This window comes from Pontibacter akesuensis, from assembly GCF_001611675.1.
GTDB lineage: Bacteria > Bacteroidota > Bacteroidia > Cytophagales > Hymenobacteraceae > Pontibacter > Pontibacter akesuensis.
On record NZ_CP014766.1, the window covers coordinates 2207723 to 2225997 of the forward strand.

Annotated in this window: 15 protein-coding genes; 6 read left to right on the forward strand and 9 right to left on the reverse strand. The window is 52.3% G+C overall.

Annotation, left to right across the window (positions count from 1 at the left end):
* Complete coding sequence (locus tag A0W33_RS09365; RefSeq protein ID WP_082815360.1) at positions 1-864, reverse strand: LOG family protein; 864 nt, start codon at positions 862-864, stop codon at positions 1-3.
* A 135-nt stretch (positions 865-999) separates the two neighbouring features.
* On the reverse strand, positions 1000-2247 hold the full coding sequence (locus tag A0W33_RS09370; RefSeq protein WP_068840034.1) for an ABC transporter permease: 1248 nt from the start codon (positions 2245-2247) through the stop codon (positions 1000-1002).
* Between the two features lie 201 nt (positions 2248-2448).
* Here A0W33_RS09370 and queA point away from each other — a divergent pair, with 201 nt between their 5' ends.
* Positions 2449-3495 (forward strand): tRNA preQ1(34) S-adenosylmethionine ribosyltransferase-isomerase QueA, encoded by a 1047-nt coding sequence (queA, locus tag A0W33_RS09375; RefSeq protein WP_068837909.1) that lies wholly within the window; start codon positions 2449-2451, stop codon positions 3493-3495.
* A 157-nt stretch (positions 3496-3652) separates the two neighbouring features.
* The gene (locus A0W33_RS09380; RefSeq protein ID WP_068837910.1) at positions 3653-4333 is read left to right on the forward strand and encodes a 2-C-methyl-D-erythritol 4-phosphate cytidylyltransferase; all 681 of its coding nucleotides are present in this window, start codon (positions 3653-3655) and stop codon (positions 4331-4333) included.
* Between the two features lie 175 nt (positions 4334-4508).
* Here the strand turns inward: A0W33_RS09380 and A0W33_RS09385 are convergent, their stop codons facing one another.
* From A0W33_RS09385 to A0W33_RS09395, 3 genes are all read right to left on the reverse strand, one after another.
* On the reverse strand, positions 4509-5234 hold the full coding sequence (locus tag A0W33_RS09385) for an ABC transporter ATP-binding protein (protein ID WP_068837911.1): 726 nt from the start codon (positions 5232-5234) through the stop codon (positions 4509-4511).
* Positions 5235-5322: 88 nt separating this feature from the next.
* Positions 5323-5544, reverse strand: a complete 222-nt coding sequence (locus tag A0W33_RS09390) for a DUF2795 domain-containing protein (RefSeq protein ID WP_025608825.1) — start codon at positions 5542-5544, stop codon at positions 5323-5325.
* A 284-nt stretch (positions 5545-5828) separates the two neighbouring features.
* Positions 5829-7142, reverse strand: coding sequence for a DUF349 domain-containing protein (locus A0W33_RS09395; protein ID WP_068837912.1), 1314 nt, complete (start codon positions 7140-7142; stop codon positions 5829-5831).
* Between the two features lie 356 nt (positions 7143-7498).
* Here A0W33_RS09395 and ettA point away from each other — a divergent pair, with 356 nt between their 5' ends.
* From ettA to A0W33_RS09410, 3 genes are all read left to right on the forward strand, one after another.
* The gene (ettA, locus tag A0W33_RS09400) at positions 7499-9169 is read left to right on the forward strand and encodes an energy-dependent translational throttle protein EttA (protein WP_068837913.1); all 1671 of its coding nucleotides are present in this window, start codon (positions 7499-7501) and stop codon (positions 9167-9169) included.
* 268 nt (positions 9170-9437) lie between these two features.
* Positions 9438-10430, forward strand: a complete 993-nt coding sequence (locus A0W33_RS09405) for a GNAT family N-acetyltransferase (RefSeq protein WP_068837914.1) — start codon at positions 9438-9440, stop codon at positions 10428-10430.
* A 5-nt stretch (positions 10431-10435) separates the two neighbouring features.
* On the forward strand, positions 10436-11416 hold the full coding sequence (locus A0W33_RS09410) for a GNAT family N-acetyltransferase (protein WP_082815181.1): 981 nt from the start codon (positions 10436-10438) through the stop codon (positions 11414-11416).
* A 360-nt stretch (positions 11417-11776) separates the two neighbouring features.
* Here A0W33_RS09410 and A0W33_RS09415 read toward each other — a convergent pair whose 3' ends face one another.
* From A0W33_RS09415 to A0W33_RS09430, 4 genes are all read right to left on the reverse strand, one after another.
* Positions 11777-13351 (reverse strand): serine hydrolase, encoded by a 1575-nt coding sequence (locus tag A0W33_RS09415; RefSeq protein WP_068837915.1) that lies wholly within the window; start codon positions 13349-13351, stop codon positions 11777-11779.
* Between the two features lie 311 nt (positions 13352-13662).
* Positions 13663-14637, reverse strand: coding sequence for a zinc dependent phospholipase C family protein (locus tag A0W33_RS09420; protein ID WP_068837916.1), 975 nt, complete (start codon positions 14635-14637; stop codon positions 13663-13665).
* Positions 14638-14815: 178 nt separating this feature from the next.
* On the reverse strand, positions 14816-15229 hold the full coding sequence (locus A0W33_RS09425; protein ID WP_139237135.1) for a hypothetical protein: 414 nt from the start codon (positions 15227-15229) through the stop codon (positions 14816-14818).
* A 95-nt stretch (positions 15230-15324) separates the two neighbouring features.
* A complete protein-coding gene (locus tag A0W33_RS09430) occupies positions 15325-16119 on the reverse strand; it encodes an alpha/beta fold hydrolase (protein WP_068837918.1) in 795 nt (264 codons plus the stop codon).
* A gap of 198 nt (positions 16120-16317) precedes the next feature.
* Between A0W33_RS09430 and A0W33_RS09435 the strand changes: the two genes are divergently transcribed.
* Complete coding sequence (locus tag A0W33_RS09435; protein ID WP_082815182.1) at positions 16318-18258, forward strand: sialate O-acetylesterase; 1941 nt, start codon at positions 16318-16320, stop codon at positions 18256-18258.
* The last annotated feature ends 17 nt before the right edge of the window (positions 18259-18275 follow it).

Genomic DNA, 18275 nt, shown 5'->3' on the forward strand with positions numbered 1-18275 from the left:
TTAGAAGTTCGGCGACAGCAGGTATTTGCTGTAGAAGTCGTCGATGATCTTCACGGCCTCGGTGGCATCGTCCACAATGTGCACCAGGTCCAGGTCTTCTCTGTTGATGTTGCTCTCGGTGTTCAGCATCACGTTCTCAATCCACTCAAACAGGCCGCTCCAGTAAGCGCGTCCTACCAGCACGATCGGGAAAGCGCCGATTTTCTTTGTCTGGATCAGTGTGATCGCTTCAAACAGTTCGTCCAGTGTGCCGAAGCCACCTGGCATTACCACAAAACCCTGCGCATACTTCACGAACATCACCTTGCGCACAAAGAAATAGTCGAAGTTGATGAGCTTGTCGGAATCGATGTAGATGTTGTTGAACTGCTCGAACGGCAGCTGAATGTTAAGGCCTACTGATTTACCGCCCTCAGAGTGCGCGCCTTTGTTGCCCGCCTCCATGATGCCGGGGCCACCGCCCGTAATTACACCGTAGCCGTGGCGCACCAGTTTAGCGGCAAGCTCCTCGGCCATGATATAGTATTTGTTGTCGGACTTGGTGCGGGCCGAGCCGAAAACAGACACGCAGGGACCAATCTTGCCCAGTTTCTCAAAGCCGTCCACAAACTCGGCCATCACTTTAAAGATTTGCCAGGAGTCGGCTATTTTGATCTCGTTCCAGTCTTTGTCCACAAAAGCCTGGCGTATGCGCTTGTCTTCCTCAGAGGCAGGGGCAGCCGTAGACTGGCCGCTCTCGCGCAGGTCGGTTACCGATCTTGCCTTATTCTCGTTTACGTTCGGGTTGATAATGGTTTGGCCGCTACCAGTATTCAGTGTCTCGTCGTGCAGCTTGGTTTTACTTGTTTTTCTAAGCTTTGTCATAATCTGTTTCGTCATCTTCTGCAGGAGCGGTTGCCCCTGGGCGCCTATACTTTAGGGCGCGCAGCATCAGGTTAAAAAAATATAGGCTTTGCGGCGGTTGAGGAGGCGCGGCAAAGGCCAAACATGTAAAGTTACTTATTTGGAGCGAATCGCAATCACAGGGTCCAGGTTAGAGGCCAGTACGGCAGGGATGATGCCGGAAAGCATTCCTATCACCGCCGATACGCCAAGTCCAAGTATAATGTTGCCAACCGACAAGGTGATGGCCATCATGTCCTGGGGGATGAGCGTGAGCAGAAACACCAGCAGAATGCCAATGCCCCCGCCTAAGAGGCTCAGAAACACGGATTCGAAGAGAAACTGGAACAGGATGAAATAGTTTTTAGCCCCCAGCGATTTCTGGATACCGATGATGTTGGTGCGCTCTTTTACGGATACAAACATAATGTTGGCAATGCCGAAGCCGCCAACAAGTATAGCGAAACCGCCAATTACCCAGCCAGCCAAACCTATTACGTCGAAAAAGCTGCCAATAGCCTCAGTGGCCATCTCGGGCCGGTTCATGGCAAAGCTGTCTTCGTCGCGGGGGCGCTGGCCGCGTATGTTGCGCATGATGCCCTGCGTTTCGTACTCCAGTTCCAGCAGGCCCGGGTCGTCGTCACGGCCTTTCAGGGCGATGGTGGAGCCCATGCCGTCGGGTCCTACATCATACATCTTGCTGAACGTGCTGTACGGGATCATGCCCATCTGGTCCATGTTCGGCGCGCCAAACATGTTCTCGCCCTGCTTCTCTATCACCCCGATAACCGTAAATTTGCTTCCGGCCACCTTTACCTGCTGCCCGAGGGGGCTACCGTAGGGGAAAAGCGTTTTGGCAATCTCATCGCCGATGATCATCACATTGCGTGCAGCGTCTGTTTCCTGAGGTGTAAAATAGCGTCCCTCAATAACCGGCACCTCGCTTACTTTAGGGTAATCGTAGGATACACCCATCAGGGAGCCGTCGGAATAGCTGTTGTTGCCCTGCTTAAAGGTGCTGCCGCCCTTCTGTGAGAAAATAGCTACGCCGTTGCTGTTGGTCACGCGCTCCTGCAGCAGCCTGTATTCCCGGATCGTAGGCTCTGGCCGCTGAAAGTACTTCCACCACGGGTAGTTGCCGCTAAAAGACCAGGGCCACTTCTCCACGTAAATCACCTTCTCCCCGATAAAGCTCATGCTCTCGCGCACGTTCCGCTCCAGGGAGTCAACCAGTGTGAAAACGGATATAATGGCAAAAATACCAATCGTGACCCCGAGCAGCGACAGGATAGTGCGCATCAGGTTGGCACGCAGCGCTTGCCAGGCAAATCGGAAACTTTCAGCTATCAAACGCAGGTAAATCATAGTTTTCTTCTTCAATCGGGTGAATGGGGCGGAACTAATTTGCTTAAAAGTAACAATATTTCGGGCAAAAAGGGTAAATTTGCGGCTTGATTTTTTGCTTTTTAGTAAAGGAAATGTATGAACCCCGCAGCAGGGTTCTGCTGTTGTACTGCTGATACTATTGTTTAACACCCGGAATCCAAATACCGTAATATTTGATATATGAAATTATCTGAATTTAAATTCGAGCTTCCCGAAGAACTTCTGGCCACGCACCCAACTGAAAACCGCGATGAGTCGCGCATGATGGTCGTGCACCGTGACTCAGGGAAGATCGAGCACCGCATCTTCAAAGACATTCTCGAGTATTTTGACGATGGCGATGTGATGGTGGTGAACGACACGAAAGTGTTTCCTGCCCGCCTGTATGGCAACAAAGAAAAGACTGGCGCCAAGATAGAAGTGTTCCTGCTGCGCGAGCTTAACAAAGACATTCACCTGTGGGACGTGCTGGTGGACCCGGCCCGTAAAATCCGTGTAGGCAACAAACTATACTTCGGCGAAAGTGATCTGGTAGCCGAGGTAATCGACAACACCACTTCCCGTGGCCGTACCATTAAATTCTTGTTTGATGGCCCGGACGAGGAGTTCTACAAGACCATCAACGACCTGGGTGAGACACCGCTGCCAAAATACATCAAGCGCGAGGCTGAGCCGGAAGACCGCGAGCGTTACCAGACCGTTTACGCCAAGAACGTAGGCGCTGTGGCAGCTCCAACAGCCGGCCTTCACTTTACGAAAGAAGTATTGAAGCGCTTGGAGATCAAAGGAATCGACATGGCGCCGCTAACGCTGCACGTGGGTCTGGGTACTTTCCGCCCGGTAGATGTGGAAGACCTGACCAAGCACAAGATGGACTCCGAGAACTTTATGGTTCCTGGCGAAACTGCTGAACTGGTGAACCGCGCGCTGGACAAGAAAAAGCGTGTGTGCGCTATTGGCACTACCACCATGCGTGCGCTGGAGTCGTCGGTGTCGGCTAACAACCGCCTGAAGGCAAACGAAGGCTGGACGGACCGTTTCCTGTTCCCTCCTTATGATTTCAAGATCGCAAACAGCCTGCTGACTAACCTGCACATGCCGGAAAGCACGCTGCTGATGATGGCTGCGGCATTTGGTGGCTATGAACTGGTAATGAAGGCGTACGAGGAGGCTGTAAAAGAGAAATACCGCTTCTTCAGCTACGGCGACGTAATGCTGATTCTCTAAGTATAAAACCAATTCAAAGTATAGAAAGCCCTGGCCATAAAAGCCGGGGCTTTTGTTTTGTCCCCAGCCTTTCTAGTATGAGTGGCTGTATTGGACAACCGCATCACAGGTGTCAACTTTCTGTCTTTCGAACGCTGTAACTTTTTAACTTTGTGCCATGGCAATTTTACCAGAATACGCAATCATAGTGGCAGGTGGCAGCGGCACCCGCATGCAGCAGGACGTTCCGAAGCAGTTCATCGAAGTAGCGGGTAAACCTATCCTGATGCACACGATGGAGCGGTTCCACAAGTATAACCCGGCAGTAAGGATGGTTGTGGTGCTGCCGCAGGAGCAGTTGATTGCCTGGCGCGAACTGTGCCGCAAGTACAGCTTCAAGCTTTTCCACATGACGGTGGCTGGAGGTGCCACACGGTTTGGCTCTGTCAAGAACGGGTTGGATGCGGTGCAGGGCGAGGCGCTGGTGGCGGTGCATGATGGCGTGCGTCCCTTTGTAGATACAGACACGATTAAGGCCGCTTTTGATGCCGCAGACAAGTATGGCAGTGCCGTGGTGGCGGTGGCTCCGAAAGACTCAATTCGGGAACTGACGGAGCAGGGAAGTATGGCAGTGCCGCGGGTAAAGTATAAATTGGTGCAAACGCCGCAGTGCTTCCGGGCAAGTATACTTCGAAAAGCTTACGAGCAGCCCGAGCTGGCGCATTTTACGGACGATGCCTCAGTGGTGGAAAGTATAGGAGAAACAATCACGCTGGTGGAAGGCAGCTACCGCAACATCAAAATTACCACACCCGAAGACCTTATACTTGCCGAGGCCTTTGCCAAAGAGTTAGGTTAGGGTTATGTATACAGAAGTTGTGAGGCTTACTTGATTTAGCTGGTGCCAAAGAGTACGTTTTCAGCGCAAAAGCGAGTCTGAAGACTCGTGTGCATTGGGCGTCACCGGTTGGATACCGGCGCCAGTTTGGGTTTTTTGTCTAGAGCCTAGCGTCTAAAATCTAACGTCTAATAAGCTACAGCACCGGCTGCCGCCCCGCCTCTAGGAAAGTCTGGTTCTCCTGAACGGATTCCGGTGTGATGGCTTCAAGTATAGGATTGGGTTTGGAGAGGTTGAGCAGGTAGCCCTGCATGGGTGGTAAGTTCTGCAGGTCGTGGGTGATGCAGAGGATGGTTTTCCCGTTTTTTACGACCCAGTCCTGCAGCAGGCTGAATACCTTACTTTTGTAGTATACATCCAGTTGCTGCGTGGGCTCATCCAGTAGGATAGTGGTGGCATCCTGCAGCATCAGCTGAGCCAGCCACACCAGTTGCTGCTCGCCGCCTGATAGCGTGGTGAAATCCTGGTCAAGGAGATGGGATAGTTGCAATTGGGCCAGCGTATCAGCAGCCAGGGCATAATCAGCAGCGCTGTAGTTCTCGAAAAAGCGCTTTTTGCGGAACAGCCCCATTACCACCAGGTCCTGCACCTTAATGGGAAAGCCAACAATATTTTTCTGGGGAAGGTAGGCCAGCAAGCCGGAGCCCGAAGCCTCGGGAAAATGCTTCAGGTCATGGCCTTTTGCAAGCACTTGGCCTTGGTACGCTACTTTGTTCTGGAAGGCCCGGAAGAGCGTAGTTTTTCCGGCACCGTTGTGGCCGATAATGGCAACAAAAGCAGCAGCCGGCACTGAGAAAGAAAGGTTGCGAATCAGGACCCGTTGGCCATAACCCGCAACCAGATTTTTTACTTCAACGATCAAGCTTTGCTCAATTATGAATTATAAATTATGAGTTATGAATTAGAAGTGGCTCTATAAACCATTCATAATTCGTAATTCATCATTAATTCTAGTATTCGTCTTCGTTAAACATGAAATCCTCTTTGGTAGGATAGTCAGGCCAGATCTCCTCGATGTTCTCGTAAGGCTGTCCGTCGTCTTCCAGGGCCTGCAGGTTCTCTACAACCTCCATTGGTGCGCCAGAGCGGATTGAAAAATCGATCAGCTCGTCTTTAGTGGCTGGCCAGGGTGCATCCTCCAGGTATGAAGCTAATTCAAGTGTCCAGTACATAATATTTTCTCCTTTATCTTATGGCTTTTTAAAATAGTCTGCAAAAGTATAAATAAAAACAAGAACAAAAATTTTTGCAGCTTAATAATTGCTTTTTTGTCTGTTTTTACCAACACAACGCAAATAAAGCACAAATGTTCATAATGTGTGCAAAAAATATCGTCCTGTTTCAACATTTGGTAACAATAGCTGTACAAGAAGCATGCCTGGCTACTACAGGAACGCAAAAAGGGCCTTCTGCTGCTGCAGAAGGCCCTTTTTGCATCTAAAAATAGTTTGGTTCTTTAGCCGGATATGGCGCTTAGTTGGCTCTGAAACATCTCGATCATAGCGGTCTTCGTGCCGATTTTCCGGTTATAGTTTCGGATCTTGCCCTTCAGCATATTTCGGAACGATTCGTTGCTCGGGGAATCGTTCAGTTTGTCCAGGTTCGCCTCGAGCAGTTCCAGTTCGTTGCGGTCTGATTTGATGAACTCGCGCAGGGCCGTAATGCGGGCCTGCAGGCCATCTACCTCAGAGTACGTTTCCTCGGCAGCCTGCTGGCGCTTGCGAATGTAGTGCTCCAGGCTGCTCATCTCAAACACGCGGTCGCAGGCTTTGATGAAGCGCTCCCACACAGCATCTGATACCTCAGGACGAACAGGACCGAGTTTTTTCCACTCTGCCTGCAGCTCCTTCGCGCGTTTCACAGCTTCGCCCAGGCTGCGTTCCTGCAGCAGGCGCTCGGCTTCGGCGGCCAAGTTCTGCTTGCCCTCGTAGTTCTGCTCGTAAAATTGCTCTCTAGATGCTGATTTCTCTTTCTGTATCTTGCGCTTCAGGCGCTCAAAAAAGTGATTGTGCGCCTTTCGGAAGTCGCCCCACATTTTCGTCATGGCCGTGCGCGAAAGGGTGCCGCCTACTTCTTTCCACTGGTTCTGCAGTTGCTTCAGTTTGGCAGTCGTTTCCTCCCAGTCCTCTGAATTCATCAGCGCATAAGACTGGTTGATTAAGTCTCTGTACCGCTCGTAGGTGCGGTTCTGCATGCGTTTTTTATCCTCGAAGAAGTTCTTTTTGCGCTCGAAGAATTTTTCTACGGCATTGCGGAAGCGCTCCTCCACCTCATCGGTTAGCTCCTTTTCCACCGGGCCGGTTTTGATCCAGGTGGTGCGGAGTTCCTTCAGCTTCTCAGTGGCCTCTTTCCAGTCGATGCTCTCGCTGTAGGCCTCTGCCTCCTGCGTAAGGGCAATTTTCAGGCTCAGGTTCTTCTCGCGGTTTTGCTTGATGGTGTCGTTTATCTCTTCCTCGGTTCTGCTGAGCGTGTAGTACACTTGCTCAAAGTCGCCGAGGGCGTCGAAGTTGCCGATCTGCTCTTTCATGTGCAGCACTTTCATCAGGAAAGAACCTTTGTTATCAGAGGTTGCGATGCGCTCCAGCAGGTTGTTCACCTTATCCTGAAACATATCGAAACGCTTGGCAAAGTACACCAGCGAATCATCTTCAGACTCTTTTACATCGCCCACCTGGCGTGCAGGGTAGTTCATAAAGGGCTTAAGCCATACTTGCTGGTCTTGAATAAAGCCATACTTCTTGGCTTCTTCCAATAGGTCGGTGTTTTCCATTTTACTGGATAGGGTTAGGGTCGTACGTGAATGATGGATAAGGCATCGGGTAAACTAATTTTAGCATACGCATGCAGGCCTTCAGCGTTTGCTGTAACCGCTTGGGCCCGAAAGATAGGGCTGTCCGGCATCCAAAAGCAGCATGGTGCTAAAATCAGTAAGGCGCACTTTAGCCATACTGTTTTTACAAGTTTAACTATTTCAGCGCAATTTAGTGGACCATAAACACATGAAATTTTACGATATTTGTAATTTAGTATGAAATATGACATAAAAGGGCCGCCGCCAAAGCGCTATCTGGCGCCCAAGCAGCAAAGGCCTCTAAAGTAATTCCGCTTAAACTATAAAAAGACAGCATGAGCAACGAAACGATAATCTTCTCGATGGCTGGGGTTAGCAAGATCTACCCACCACAGAAACAAGTCCTTAAAAATATCTACCTCTCCTTCTTCTATGGCGCCAAAATCGGCGTGCTGGGCCTTAACGGATCCGGTAAGTCCAGCTTGCTGAAAATCATCGCTGGCGTTGACAAGCAGATACAGGGAGAAGTGGTGTGGTCGCCAGGTTACTCGGTGGGTTACCTGGAGCAGGAGCCGCAGCTGGACCCAACCAAAACCGTGCGCGAGGTAGTGGAAGAGGGCGTGAGCGAAGTGGTGGCCCTGTTGAAGGAATTCGACGAGATCAACATGAAGTTCGGCGAGGAGATGACCGATGATGAAATGACCAAGCTCATCGAGCGGCAGGGCGAGGTGCAGGAGAAACTCGACCACCACAACGCCTGGGAACTGGACAACCGCCTGGAGCGCGCCATGGATGCCCTGCGCACGCCGCCGGAAGACGCCATTGTCGGCAACCTGTCGGGTGGTGAGAAGCGCCGCGTGGCCCTTTGCCGCCTGCTGCTGCAGGAGCCGGACGTGCTGCTGCTGGATGAGCCTACCAACCACCTCGACGCTGAGTCGGTGGACTGGCTGGAGCAGCACCTGAAGCAGTACAAAGGCACCGTTATCGCTGTTACCCACGACCGCTACTTCCTCGACAACGTGGCAGGCTGGATTCTGGAGCTGGACCGTGGCGAGGGAATTCCGTGGAAAGGCAACTACAGCAGCTGGCTGGAGCAGAAGGCAAGCCGCTTAGCGCAGGAAGAGAAGACCGAGAGCAAGCGCCAGAAGACCCTGCAGCGCGAGCTGGAGTGGGTGAAGATGGCCCCGAAAGCACGGCATGCCAAATCGAAGGCGCGTATTAGTCAGTATGATAAACTGGCCAGTGAAGAATCAAACCAGAAAGAGGCAAAGCTGGAGTTGTTCATTCCGGATGGACCGCGTCTGGGCTCACAGGTGATTGAGGTGAACAACGTAAGCAAGGCCTACGGCGATAAACTGCTGTTCGAGAACCTGAGCTTCGAGCTACCACAGGGTGGCATTGTGGGCATTATCGGGCCAAACGGTGCCGGTAAAACCACTTTGTTCAAACTCATCACAGGCCAGGAACAACCAGATGCCGGTGACTTTACCGTGGGCTCGACAGTACAGATTTCTTATGTGGACCAGGAGCACGCTCAGCTAGACAACAACAAGTCTGTGTTTGAGGTGATCTCAGGAGGAACAGAGCACATGATGATGGCGGGCCGACAGATTGTGTCGCGTGCCTATGTGAGCAAGTTTAACTTTACAGGCGGCGACCAGGAGAAGAAGGTAGACAAGCTGTCGGGTGGCGAGCGCAACCGCGTGCATCTGGCCATGACGCTGAAAGAAGGCGGCAACCTGCTGCTGCTCGATGAGCCAACCAACGACCTGGACGTGAACGCGATCCGTGCGCTGGAAGATGCCCTGGAGAACTTCGCAGGCTGTGCCGTAATCATCTCGCACGACCGCTGGTTCCTGGACCGTATCTGCACGCACATCCTCGCGTTTGAGGGTGAGTCGCAGGTATACTGGTTCGAGGGCAACTACTCAGATTACGAAGAGAACAAGAAGAAGCGCCTTGGTGATGCCGAGCCGAAACGCATCCGCTACAAGAAGCTGGTGTAGTTTTTAATTATGAATTAGGAATGATGAATTAAGAATTGTTTCTTCCGAAGTATAAAAGCAAAGGCCGTTGTGGATGCACAGCGGCCTTTGCTTTTTTAGACTGATCGTTCACAAGTAGCCCGTCACGTTTCAGGATGACAAAAAAGTGTAGCGAAGATTCCCCTCCTCGAAGGGGCAGGTTTGTTTGGCGCTGCCTGAAATCAACAATGAAAATTGTAACTTTGAAGGGAGCATCTTTTTTTGTTGCTTAGGGTTTCTTCAAACAAGTATGATCCGATACCTCCAGCATGCGCAGCTAGACAAAGCGAAGTGGGATGCCTGCATCACCGCCTCTGCCGATGACATGGTGTATGCCCTGTCGTGGTTTCTGGATGTGGTGTCGCCGGGGTGGCAGGGATTGGTGGAGGAAGAGGCCGGGAGCTACGTGACGGTGATGCCGCTGCCGGGGATTACAAAGATGGGCTTCCCTTACCTGGGGCAGCCGTTCCATACGCACCAGCAGGGCATTTTTACCACAACCCAAAGCAGCGCCGGCATCCGCGAGAAATTCCTGGAGCTGATGGTGAAGCGCTACAAGTTCATTTACAACTACCGCTTTAACATGAGCGACACGCCGCACCTGGAAAAGCTGCAGGACAAGTATGAGCTAGTTGCCCGCTACACCCGCTACTTGCCCCTGAACAAGCCCTACGCGGAGCTGTACAAAGGCTACACCCGCGACCGCAAAATGAACCTGAAGCGGGCGCAGCGTGCCAACCTCAGCCTCTTCGAAAGCGATGACATTGAGCCGCTCATCCAGCACTTCAAGATCCACATTGAGCACAAGGTAGTGGGCGGTGTGTCTGAGCACACGTACCAGCTGCTGCGCGATCTATTTGCGGTGCTGAAGGCGAAGGGCGCGGCGCAGCTGATTTACACGACGGCCGGAGGTGAGGTGAATGCCGGTTGCCTTTTCATCAAGTATAACGGCGTGATCAGCTACGCCTTCAACTCGGCCGACAGCGAGGGACGCGTTACGAACGGGCGCACCCTGGTGCTCGACGAGATGATCCGGCAGCACGCGGACACCGACTACACGCTTGATTTTGAGAGCCCGATGATTGAGCAGATCGAACACTTTTACGCGAGCTTCGGGGCGCACCGGGTAAAGTATTTTGCTATTCGGCACAACGCGCTGCCGCTTTACGTGAGAATTATTCGTGACATCCGCATAAAAGTATACCGCACGTTTTTTTCATCTGGCGTGGCGGAAGAAGTATAAACCAGGTGCCGCACTTACTCCAACATACACAGCTAGACAAAACCTCCTGGGATGCCTGCATTGAGGCATCGGGGCAGCGGCAGGTATATGCACTGTCGTGGTACCTGGATGTGGTGTCGCCGGGGTGGCAGGCGGTGGTGGAGGAGGAGAGTGGCAGTTATGTAGCCGTGATGCCGCTACCGGTGCGGCACAAGTATGGCATTGCCTATTTGCAGCAGCCGCTGTTTTGCCAACAGTTGGGCATCTATACTTTGCATGAACTCACACCGGAAATGGCCGCGGAAATGCTGGCAGTGGTGCGGAATAACTTCAGCTATTCCGCCAGTTACGCCTTCTGCACGGCCAACACCAATGTGCTGCAACGTACTGAACCTGATGCAGCCACCACCGCTTTTTTATTCACCCATTACCTGCCCCTACAAGAATCTTACGAGCAGCTTTGGAAAGGCTATACCCGCGATCGCAAGTATAACCTGAACAAGGCTCGCCGCGAGAAAACCAGTATCACCCAAGGCCGGGATATCGAACCGCTGGTCCGGCTGTTCAGGCAGAATATTGCACATAAGATCTACGGAGGCGTAGCGGCAGAAGCCTATCCAATGCTTCGCCGGTTATACACAGCCGCTGTGGAAAATGGAGTGGGCGAGTTGCTTTACACGGTTTCGGAAGACGGCGGCATAACGGCGGGAGGTTTTTTCTTATACTATGGCGGGCATATCACCTACATCTTCAACGCAGCCGACAGTAATGGGCGCAGGCATAACGGGCGTACACTAATCTTGGATGAGGTTATCCGGCGGAACGCCGGAACACAGCAGGTGCTTGACTTCGAAAGCCCGATGATTGAAAGTATAGCTGGCTTCTACCAGAGCTTCGGGTCCAGGCCTGTTCCTTTTTATGAGTGGCGCTACAACAGACTGCCGCTTCCCATCAGAATTATAAAGCAGGTACGCCAGCAAGTGCTCCTGCGCTTCCTGAAGCGGTAAGGGCAGAAGTAACCAACCCTTTGGCTTCCAGTCCCTTAATTAAAGTTTGTAGATGGGAATAGTTGCACCAAAAAATAACATAGTACTTAACCTATATTAAATTAAACGCGTATAGCAGAGTAGATTTAGTTTAATAGAACTAAACAATGTTTAACTTTAAAAATGTTGAGTTATGAAAAAACTATACGCAAATGAGGAGTCTGTTGCCTACTGGATCATCATCGCTTATTTTGCATCCGTAGCAACCATTGCACAAATCGTTACAGCCATTTAATCGCTGTCGTCCCATAACAAGAAAAGGCCGTACGTGCGCGTACGGCCTTTTCTTGTTTAAAAGATTTTGGTTACGAGGTGCCTGAACTATTTCACCTTCTCGAACTTCAGCTCATCAAAGTGAAAGTCCGGGTTGTTAGAGTCCATGCGCATGGAGGCTATGGCTCCGTCTTCGCCTGCCAAAAAACGCACATTAGTCGGGTGTAGCAACGCAAAGTCGTTTTTCCAGTCCAGGTTAAAGATGTCGTGCTGCCAAAAGCTCAGTTCCCCACCCAATGCCGGGGCAGGTTCCAGTTGCAGGTGCAGCTTTCCGTCTTTCAGTGTAACAGTAGCGTTGCCATACAGCTCGCTGTGGTAAGTTCCGGCGTAGTCAGGCAACGCGCGGGCAGGTTCTCCTTTGCGCTGTTTTTTCTCCTTCGGCGCCTTTGCGACAGCAGCTGCTTCTTTCTGCTTTGCCTTGGCAGCGTTGTCCAGATACTGCTGGCTCCAGTCGCGGCCGTTTTCCACTTCTAAAAGCTGATCGACGGTGTAATTGGCAAGTGGTGTCATGATGCTGCTCATGCTGTTGGTGAATATCACAATGCCCAGGTTTTCCTCCGGCACCAGCACCGTACGGCTGTTCATCCCTTCGTGGCCACCGCCATGGTACACTAATTTGCGTCCCTCATAGTCACTCACAAACCAGCCCAGGCCGGCAGCGGTGAAGTGGGTGGAAGGGATGTTTCCTTCCGCCTGCTTCGACACGGGTGTGGCATTGTGCGCCTGCCACATGTTGCGGCTGGCCTCCTCGCTGAAAATCTCTTTGCCCGCGTACGTACCCCGGTTTAGCTGCAGGCGCAGCCATTGCGCTGCCTGGTTTACGCTGGTGAAAATACCGGCAGCCGGGTTCCAGTTGTCCCAGGCGGTGAGGGTGGTGGCACTTGGTTTGCCGTTGGCATCAAAGCCGTGCGGCGAGGCCACGTTCTGCACGCCTTTCAGCTCATTTACAGAAGTATAAGAGCGGTTCATGCCCAGCGGCTGAAAGAACGTCTGCTTGATATAATCTTCCCATTTCTGCCCTGTTACCTGCTCTATCACCTCCCCTGCGGTAATGTACATCAGGTTAGAGTAGCCGTAGCCATCGCGGAACCCGTACACGGGCTCCAGGTAACGCATGCGCTTGATGATTTCGGGACGGCTATACGTGGTGTTGTACCAGAGCAAATCGCCGCTGAAGGTTTTAAAACCCACGCGGTGGCTCAGCAGGTCTTCGATCGTCAGGTTCTCGGTTACAAACGGGTCGTAGAGCTGCAGGTAGGGCACATAATTCTTCACTTTGTCCGTCCACTTAATCTTGCCCTGATCCACCAGTGTGGCGAGAGCGGCGGCAGTATAGGCTTTGGTGTTGGAGGCGATGCCGAAAAGTGTGTTGGCATCTATCTGGCCGCCGGTTTTATTGTTGAGAACGCCGTAGCCTTTCGCAAAAATCACTTCATCGTCCTTTACAATGGCGATGGCCATGCCCGGCACGTCCCAGGCATCAAGGGCTTTCTGGTAATAAGCATCGAGTTGCTGCAGGGTGGCAGCTTTTTTTTGCTGTGCCCAGGCCTGCGGTTGCACCAGCAGCGCCAGCAGCAGAAGCAGCACAAGGCGGAGCTGCTTCAGTGTGTTTTGGTTCGTCATTAAGGTTTAGGTGGTTTGTGTGCAGCAAGATAACTATTTTTAGAGTGGCGTTAAAGCACATCGCCTGCCTGGGCCAACGAGCATTCCCGGAGCCCGCCGCATATGAGATTAATTTTGAATAACTGACTTTAGAATAACTGAATCCTTTCCTGTCATCCGGGGAAGGCCTTATAAGCGGAGAGCAAAGTCCGTTGCACCATACCCACAAGATCCTTTCAGGATGACAGGTTGGAAAAGAGCAAGTATAAATTCACTCGCTCATTCGCTCAACTACTCATTCAAAATTAATGTCAGACACCGCGGGGCTTCGATCAACTGTCGCCTTCTTGGCGGGGTTTGTGCGTGCCTTTCTCGTAATCTTTTTTCTCCATTTCCAGTTGGTGGAGTTCCTCCGGTGTGAGGGTGTTGGCAAGCGTGCCGAGGCTGGGTTGGCCCGCATCTACCCAGGCGGTGTACCAGAAACTGGCGATGGAGCGGACAGCCAGTCGCATCTGCCGCTCTACCTGCCCGTTTAGTTTATCGCTGTAAGCCTTGGAGTAGGCGCGGGAGTAAACTCGGATAGTCACGTTGTTGCGCAGCTCAAAGCCATACTTCTTTTCCTCGTCAAACTCCTGCGCCAGCGCCTTCTCGAAGTAAAGAACAGAGTCCAGGGCCAGGTGGCTGGTGGCAATAATGTCCCAGGCTTTCAGCTGCGGCTGCTCAATGTAGTCGGCCTGGCCCACAAAGAAGTCATAGTTGTCGGAGAACAGCTCTGGGAGGCGCGACTCCCAGAAGCCATGGATGCCGTGCTGCCCCGTCAGTTGCCCGTTGTAGTTCTGGGTAGTGTGCAGCGGAACACAGGCGTCGGCGACATAATGCCCCAACTCGGTGCTTAGGCGCAGGATGCGTTCCATGTTGCGCTCCTTAAATGCCTGCGTAAGCTGGTACTTCATTAGGCTGATGTGCCAGGGCACAATGCCGTAGGCCTGCAGGGTGTCTTCGCTGTACTGCGCCACCGCCTGCGGCCAGAAACGCGGCATCTTGTAAAGGGCGCTGTCGCCGTACACGTCCAGGTCGATGTAGTGGCGGGCGGCCTCGCCTTCCACGGCATAGCGGCGCTTGTCGGGGTTTACTGCGTTTTCGGTAATGTAGCGGATGTGTTTTTTGTAGAAGCCCACCATTTCGGGAGGCAGGGCAAATACTGCCAAGCGGTTTATGCGCTGGTGCGCGAAAAAGCCCCAGGCATTGCCATGGAGCGGTAGCAGCAGGGAGAGCAGCAGCAGTATAGCTTTTAGTCTGATGGCCATCGGTAGCCTGTACGCGATTTGCAGGCCTAAGGTCGGGTAAATCTATTTAGAAGTATAGGCTAAGCAGCTGGCTTGCTTATACTTGCCGCTGTCCTGGCTGCTTCCGCCGGTAGTGTCCCCGTTCGGTTGGTAACTCTATGAATGGAGCGTTAAAGGAAAGAGCTTTAGCGGCAGACGGTCAGGCAACGTTTAGCAGGAGCCATTGTTCCGCCTTTTTTTCATCTTCAAACACCTCAATGTTAAGCTGTGACTGAAGGGCGGGATAAAGTGACTGGAAAGACCGTTGCCCGTAGATACCGGGGGAGAGCACGTGGGCGTAGTAGCGCAGGCCCAGCGACTTTGCCTGTGGCGCCCACTTGTAAGCCAGCCAGTTTACCGCTACCTCCCAGGGGCCGATCAGTTCGCGGTTGCTGTTTAGCAACCTGGGGCATGGTTTTTCACGTAACATAGTAAGCACCTGGTTGCATCCCATCACAATTGTCTCCAGCGATTGTATTCCCACCCAGTTCATGGAAATGAAGCTGTTGTCGGTCGTTCGCCTCACCTCAAAGAAGACATCTCCGTTTGCTTTCTTAAGTTCTTTGTGCTCCACCAACTGTCAACTGTTTTGTTCAACTGTAGGAAGCAGGGGTAATAGCAGCAACGTATATGGGCGCTGCTTGTGCTTCCGTACTCCTATGTGTACGTCTATTTTTTCAAAAAGCTTTTCATGGCAGCTACAGTTTCCTCTGGTGCACTTAAGTTAGGGCAGTGCCCTGTGGCTTTTAAAACAACAAGCGTACTGCCGGCAATGTGGTCGTGCGTGTATTCTCCCACGGTCAGGGGGGCGATTACGTCGTCGGAGCATTGCAGGATCAGTGTTTCGGTTTGCACACGCGGAAGGTCTTCCCGGTTGTCTGACAGGAAAGTAATGTGGGCAAAATCGCGGGCAATGTCCAGGTCGCTTTTGCAGAAGCTCTGGGTTAACTCCTGGCCTAACTCCGGCCTTTCCGGGTTGCCCATAATCACAGGGGCTATGGTGTTGGACCAGCCGAGGTAGTCGCTGTCGAGGGAGTCGAGCAGGCCCTGTATCGCCTCACGCGAAAAGCCTCCCACGTAATCGCCTTCGTTAATAAAACTTGGGGAAGGGCTGATCAAAATCAGTTTTGAAAAACGCTCCGGCTCCTGGATAGCGGCCAGTGTGCCGATCATGGCGCTAACGGAGTGTCCCACAAATATCACGTCCTCAAGATTTAACTCCCGGCATATCTCCAGCACATCTGCCGCATAGGCCTGCAGCGAGTCATAACGCTCTTTGGTATAGGTAGAGGTGTCGGAGTTGCCAAAGCCAATGTGGTCGAAAAGAACAAGTCTGTAGTCTTCCTGAAAAGCCGGGGTAATGTAGCGCCACATGTTTTGATCACACCCGTAGCCGTGTACAAACAACATGGGCGTAGTGCCTTTTCCCATAACCTGTACGTTGTTCCTCTTTATTGCTTCCATAGGGCTTATTTAAGTAATTAAGGTTAATGATGGGCCAGGTAGCACCTGTCGCTGATTTTGAGCTGGATTTTTCAGTTTATGCTTACAATTCCTTACTTTGAAAAAGTTGGTGAAGTCGCATCCTGTTAAACTAATAAAATTGCAGGACAGTTGCTAATCCCAACCCTCCAAAGAGGCATAACCCAAGACCTATACTTCATGCATACAAAGGCTAATTTAATCAGGTTCTTCCTGATGCTTTCCTTCCTGCTGCCGCTGGTGGCGCAGGGACAGGTGAGGCTGCCAAAGCTAATATCGGATGGTATGGTGCTGCAGCGCGATACTGATTTAAAAGTATGGGGTTGGGCATCAGCCGGAGAAAAGGTGAGCGTGCGTTTTCTGAACAAAACCTACCAGGCTGTTGCCGATAACAAGGGTGCCTGGGAGGTGCAGCTGGCAAAGCTGAAAGCAGGGGGACCGCACCAAATGGTGATCACAGGCAAGAATGCTATTACGCTGCAGGATATCCTGGTAGGGGATGTGTGGGTGTGCTCAGGGCAGTCGAACATGGAGCTGCCGATGCGTCGGGTAAAGCCGCTGTATGCCGAGGAGATGAGAACAGCGCAAAACGAGTTCATCCGCTATTTTGAGGTTCCTAAGACCTATGATTTCAACGTGGCGCGGCAGGACCTGGAGGCGGGAAGCTGGCAGAAAGTCACGCCGGCTACTATTCCAAACTTCGGGGCTGTAGGCTACTTCTTTGCCAAAGACCTGTACGCAAAGTATAAAGTGCCCATCGGGCTTATCAATTCTGCACTGGGTGGCTCGCCCGTAGAGGCCTGGCTTAGTGAGGAGGCGTTGAAGCAGTTTCCGGAGCATTACCAGGAGGCGCAGTTATTCAAAGATCAGAATTACATTAAAAAGATAGAAGGGGAGGATCAGGCAAGAATTCAGGCCTGGTACCGGGAACTGTTCCGGAAAGACAAAGGCTACCAAGGCAGGCTTCACTGGTCTGATCCGGCATTGAACACTGCCGACTGGGCAGGTATGGAAATCCCCGGGTACTGGGCCGACACCGGGCTGGGGCCGGTGAACGGGGTGGTATGGTTCCGGAAAGAAATTGAGGTGCCGGCAAGTATGGCCGGGCAGCCAGCCGACCTTAACCTGGGCGCCATCGTGGATTCTGACTCGGCTTTTGTGAACGGACAGTTTGTCGGCACTACGGGTTATCAGTATCCGCCGCGCTGGTACACGGTTCCTGCGGGTGTGCTGAAAGCAGGGAAAAATACACTGGCCATCCGCATCGTCAACGAAAGCGGCAGGGGCGGTTTTGTGCCGGATAAGCCGTATGAGCTGGTGGCCGGCAACAAGAAGATCGACCTGAAGGGGAAGTGGCAGTACAAACTGGGCGCAGCCATGGACCCGCTGAAGAGCCAGACCTTTATCCGCTGGAAACCGCTGGGCCTGTACAACGCCATGATCGCGCCGCTCATCAAGTATAACATCAAAGGCGTGATCTGGTACCAGGGAGAGTCGAACGCCGATACCTGGGAAGAGTATGAAAGCTCGTTCCCGGCCATGATCAAAGACTGGCGCAACAAGTGGGGGCAGGGAGATTTCCCCTTCCTGTATGTGCAGCTCGCAAATTACATGGAAGCGAAATCACAGCCCTCTGAAAGTGACTGGGCCCAACTGCGGGAAGCACAGCGCAAAGCCCTGGCGTTACCTAACTCGGCCATGGCTGTGGCAATAGATGTGGGGGAGTGGAACGATATCCATCCGCTTAACAAAAAGGCTGTTGGCGAAAGGCTGGCGCTGGCGGCGCAGAAAGTGGCTTACGGAGACGAAGTGGTATACTCCGGCCCGATGTATCAGTCGGTAAAGCGAAAAGGCAATAAGCTTATACTTACTTTTGCCAACACAGGCAGCGGCCTGGAGGCAAGAGGAGGCGAGCTGAAGCAATTCGCCATCGCCAGCCCTGACAAAAAGTATGTGTGGGCAAAGGCCAGAATCGAAGGAAATAAAGTTGTCGTCTGGAGCGATACGGTAAGCAAGCCGGTGGCAGTAAGGTACGCGTGGGCCGATAACCCCGAAGGAGCGAACCTCTACAACAAAGAGGGCTTGCCAGCCTCGCCTTTTCAGGCAGAGTTGGAAAAATAAACCAGGTGTGGCAGGAG

Bases quoted from the DNA above. Each gene is read 5' to 3' on its own strand.
- A0W33_RS09365 (WP_082815360.1), bottom strand. From the start codon at position 864: ATGACAAAGCTTAGAAAAACAAGTAAAACCAAGCTGCACGACGAGACA.
- A0W33_RS09370 (WP_068840034.1), bottom strand. From the start codon at position 2,247: ATGATTTACCTGCGTTTGATAGCTGAAAGTTTCCGATTTGCCTGGCAA.
- queA (WP_068837909.1), top strand. From the start codon at position 2,449: ATGAAATTATCTGAATTTAAATTCGAGCTTCCCGAAGAACTTCTGGCC.
- A0W33_RS09380 (WP_068837910.1), top strand. From the start codon at position 3,653: ATGGCAATTTTACCAGAATACGCAATCATAGTGGCAGGTGGCAGCGGC.
- A0W33_RS09390 (WP_025608825.1), bottom strand. From the start codon at position 5,544: ATGTACTGGACACTTGAATTAGCTTCATACCTGGAGGATGCACCCTGG.
- A0W33_RS09395 (WP_068837912.1), bottom strand. From the start codon at position 7,142: ATGGAAAACACCGACCTATTGGAAGAAGCCAAGAAGTATGGCTTTATT.
- ettA (WP_068837913.1), top strand. From the start codon at position 7,499: ATGAGCAACGAAACGATAATCTTCTCGATGGCTGGGGTTAGCAAGATC.
- A0W33_RS09405 (WP_068837914.1), top strand. From the start codon at position 9,438: ATGATCCGATACCTCCAGCATGCGCAGCTAGACAAAGCGAAGTGGGAT.
- A0W33_RS09415 (WP_068837915.1), bottom strand. From the start codon at position 13,351: ATGACGAACCAAAACACACTGAAGCAGCTCCGCCTTGTGCTGCTTCTG.
- A0W33_RS09420 (WP_068837916.1), bottom strand. From the start codon at position 14,637: ATGGCCATCAGACTAAAAGCTATACTGCTGCTGCTCTCCCTGCTGCTA.
- A0W33_RS09430 (WP_068837918.1), bottom strand. From the start codon at position 16,119: ATGGAAGCAATAAAGAGGAACAACGTACAGGTTATGGGAAAAGGCACT.
- A0W33_RS09435 (WP_082815182.1), top strand. From the start codon at position 16,318: ATGCATACAAAGGCTAATTTAATCAGGTTCTTCCTGATGCTTTCCTTC.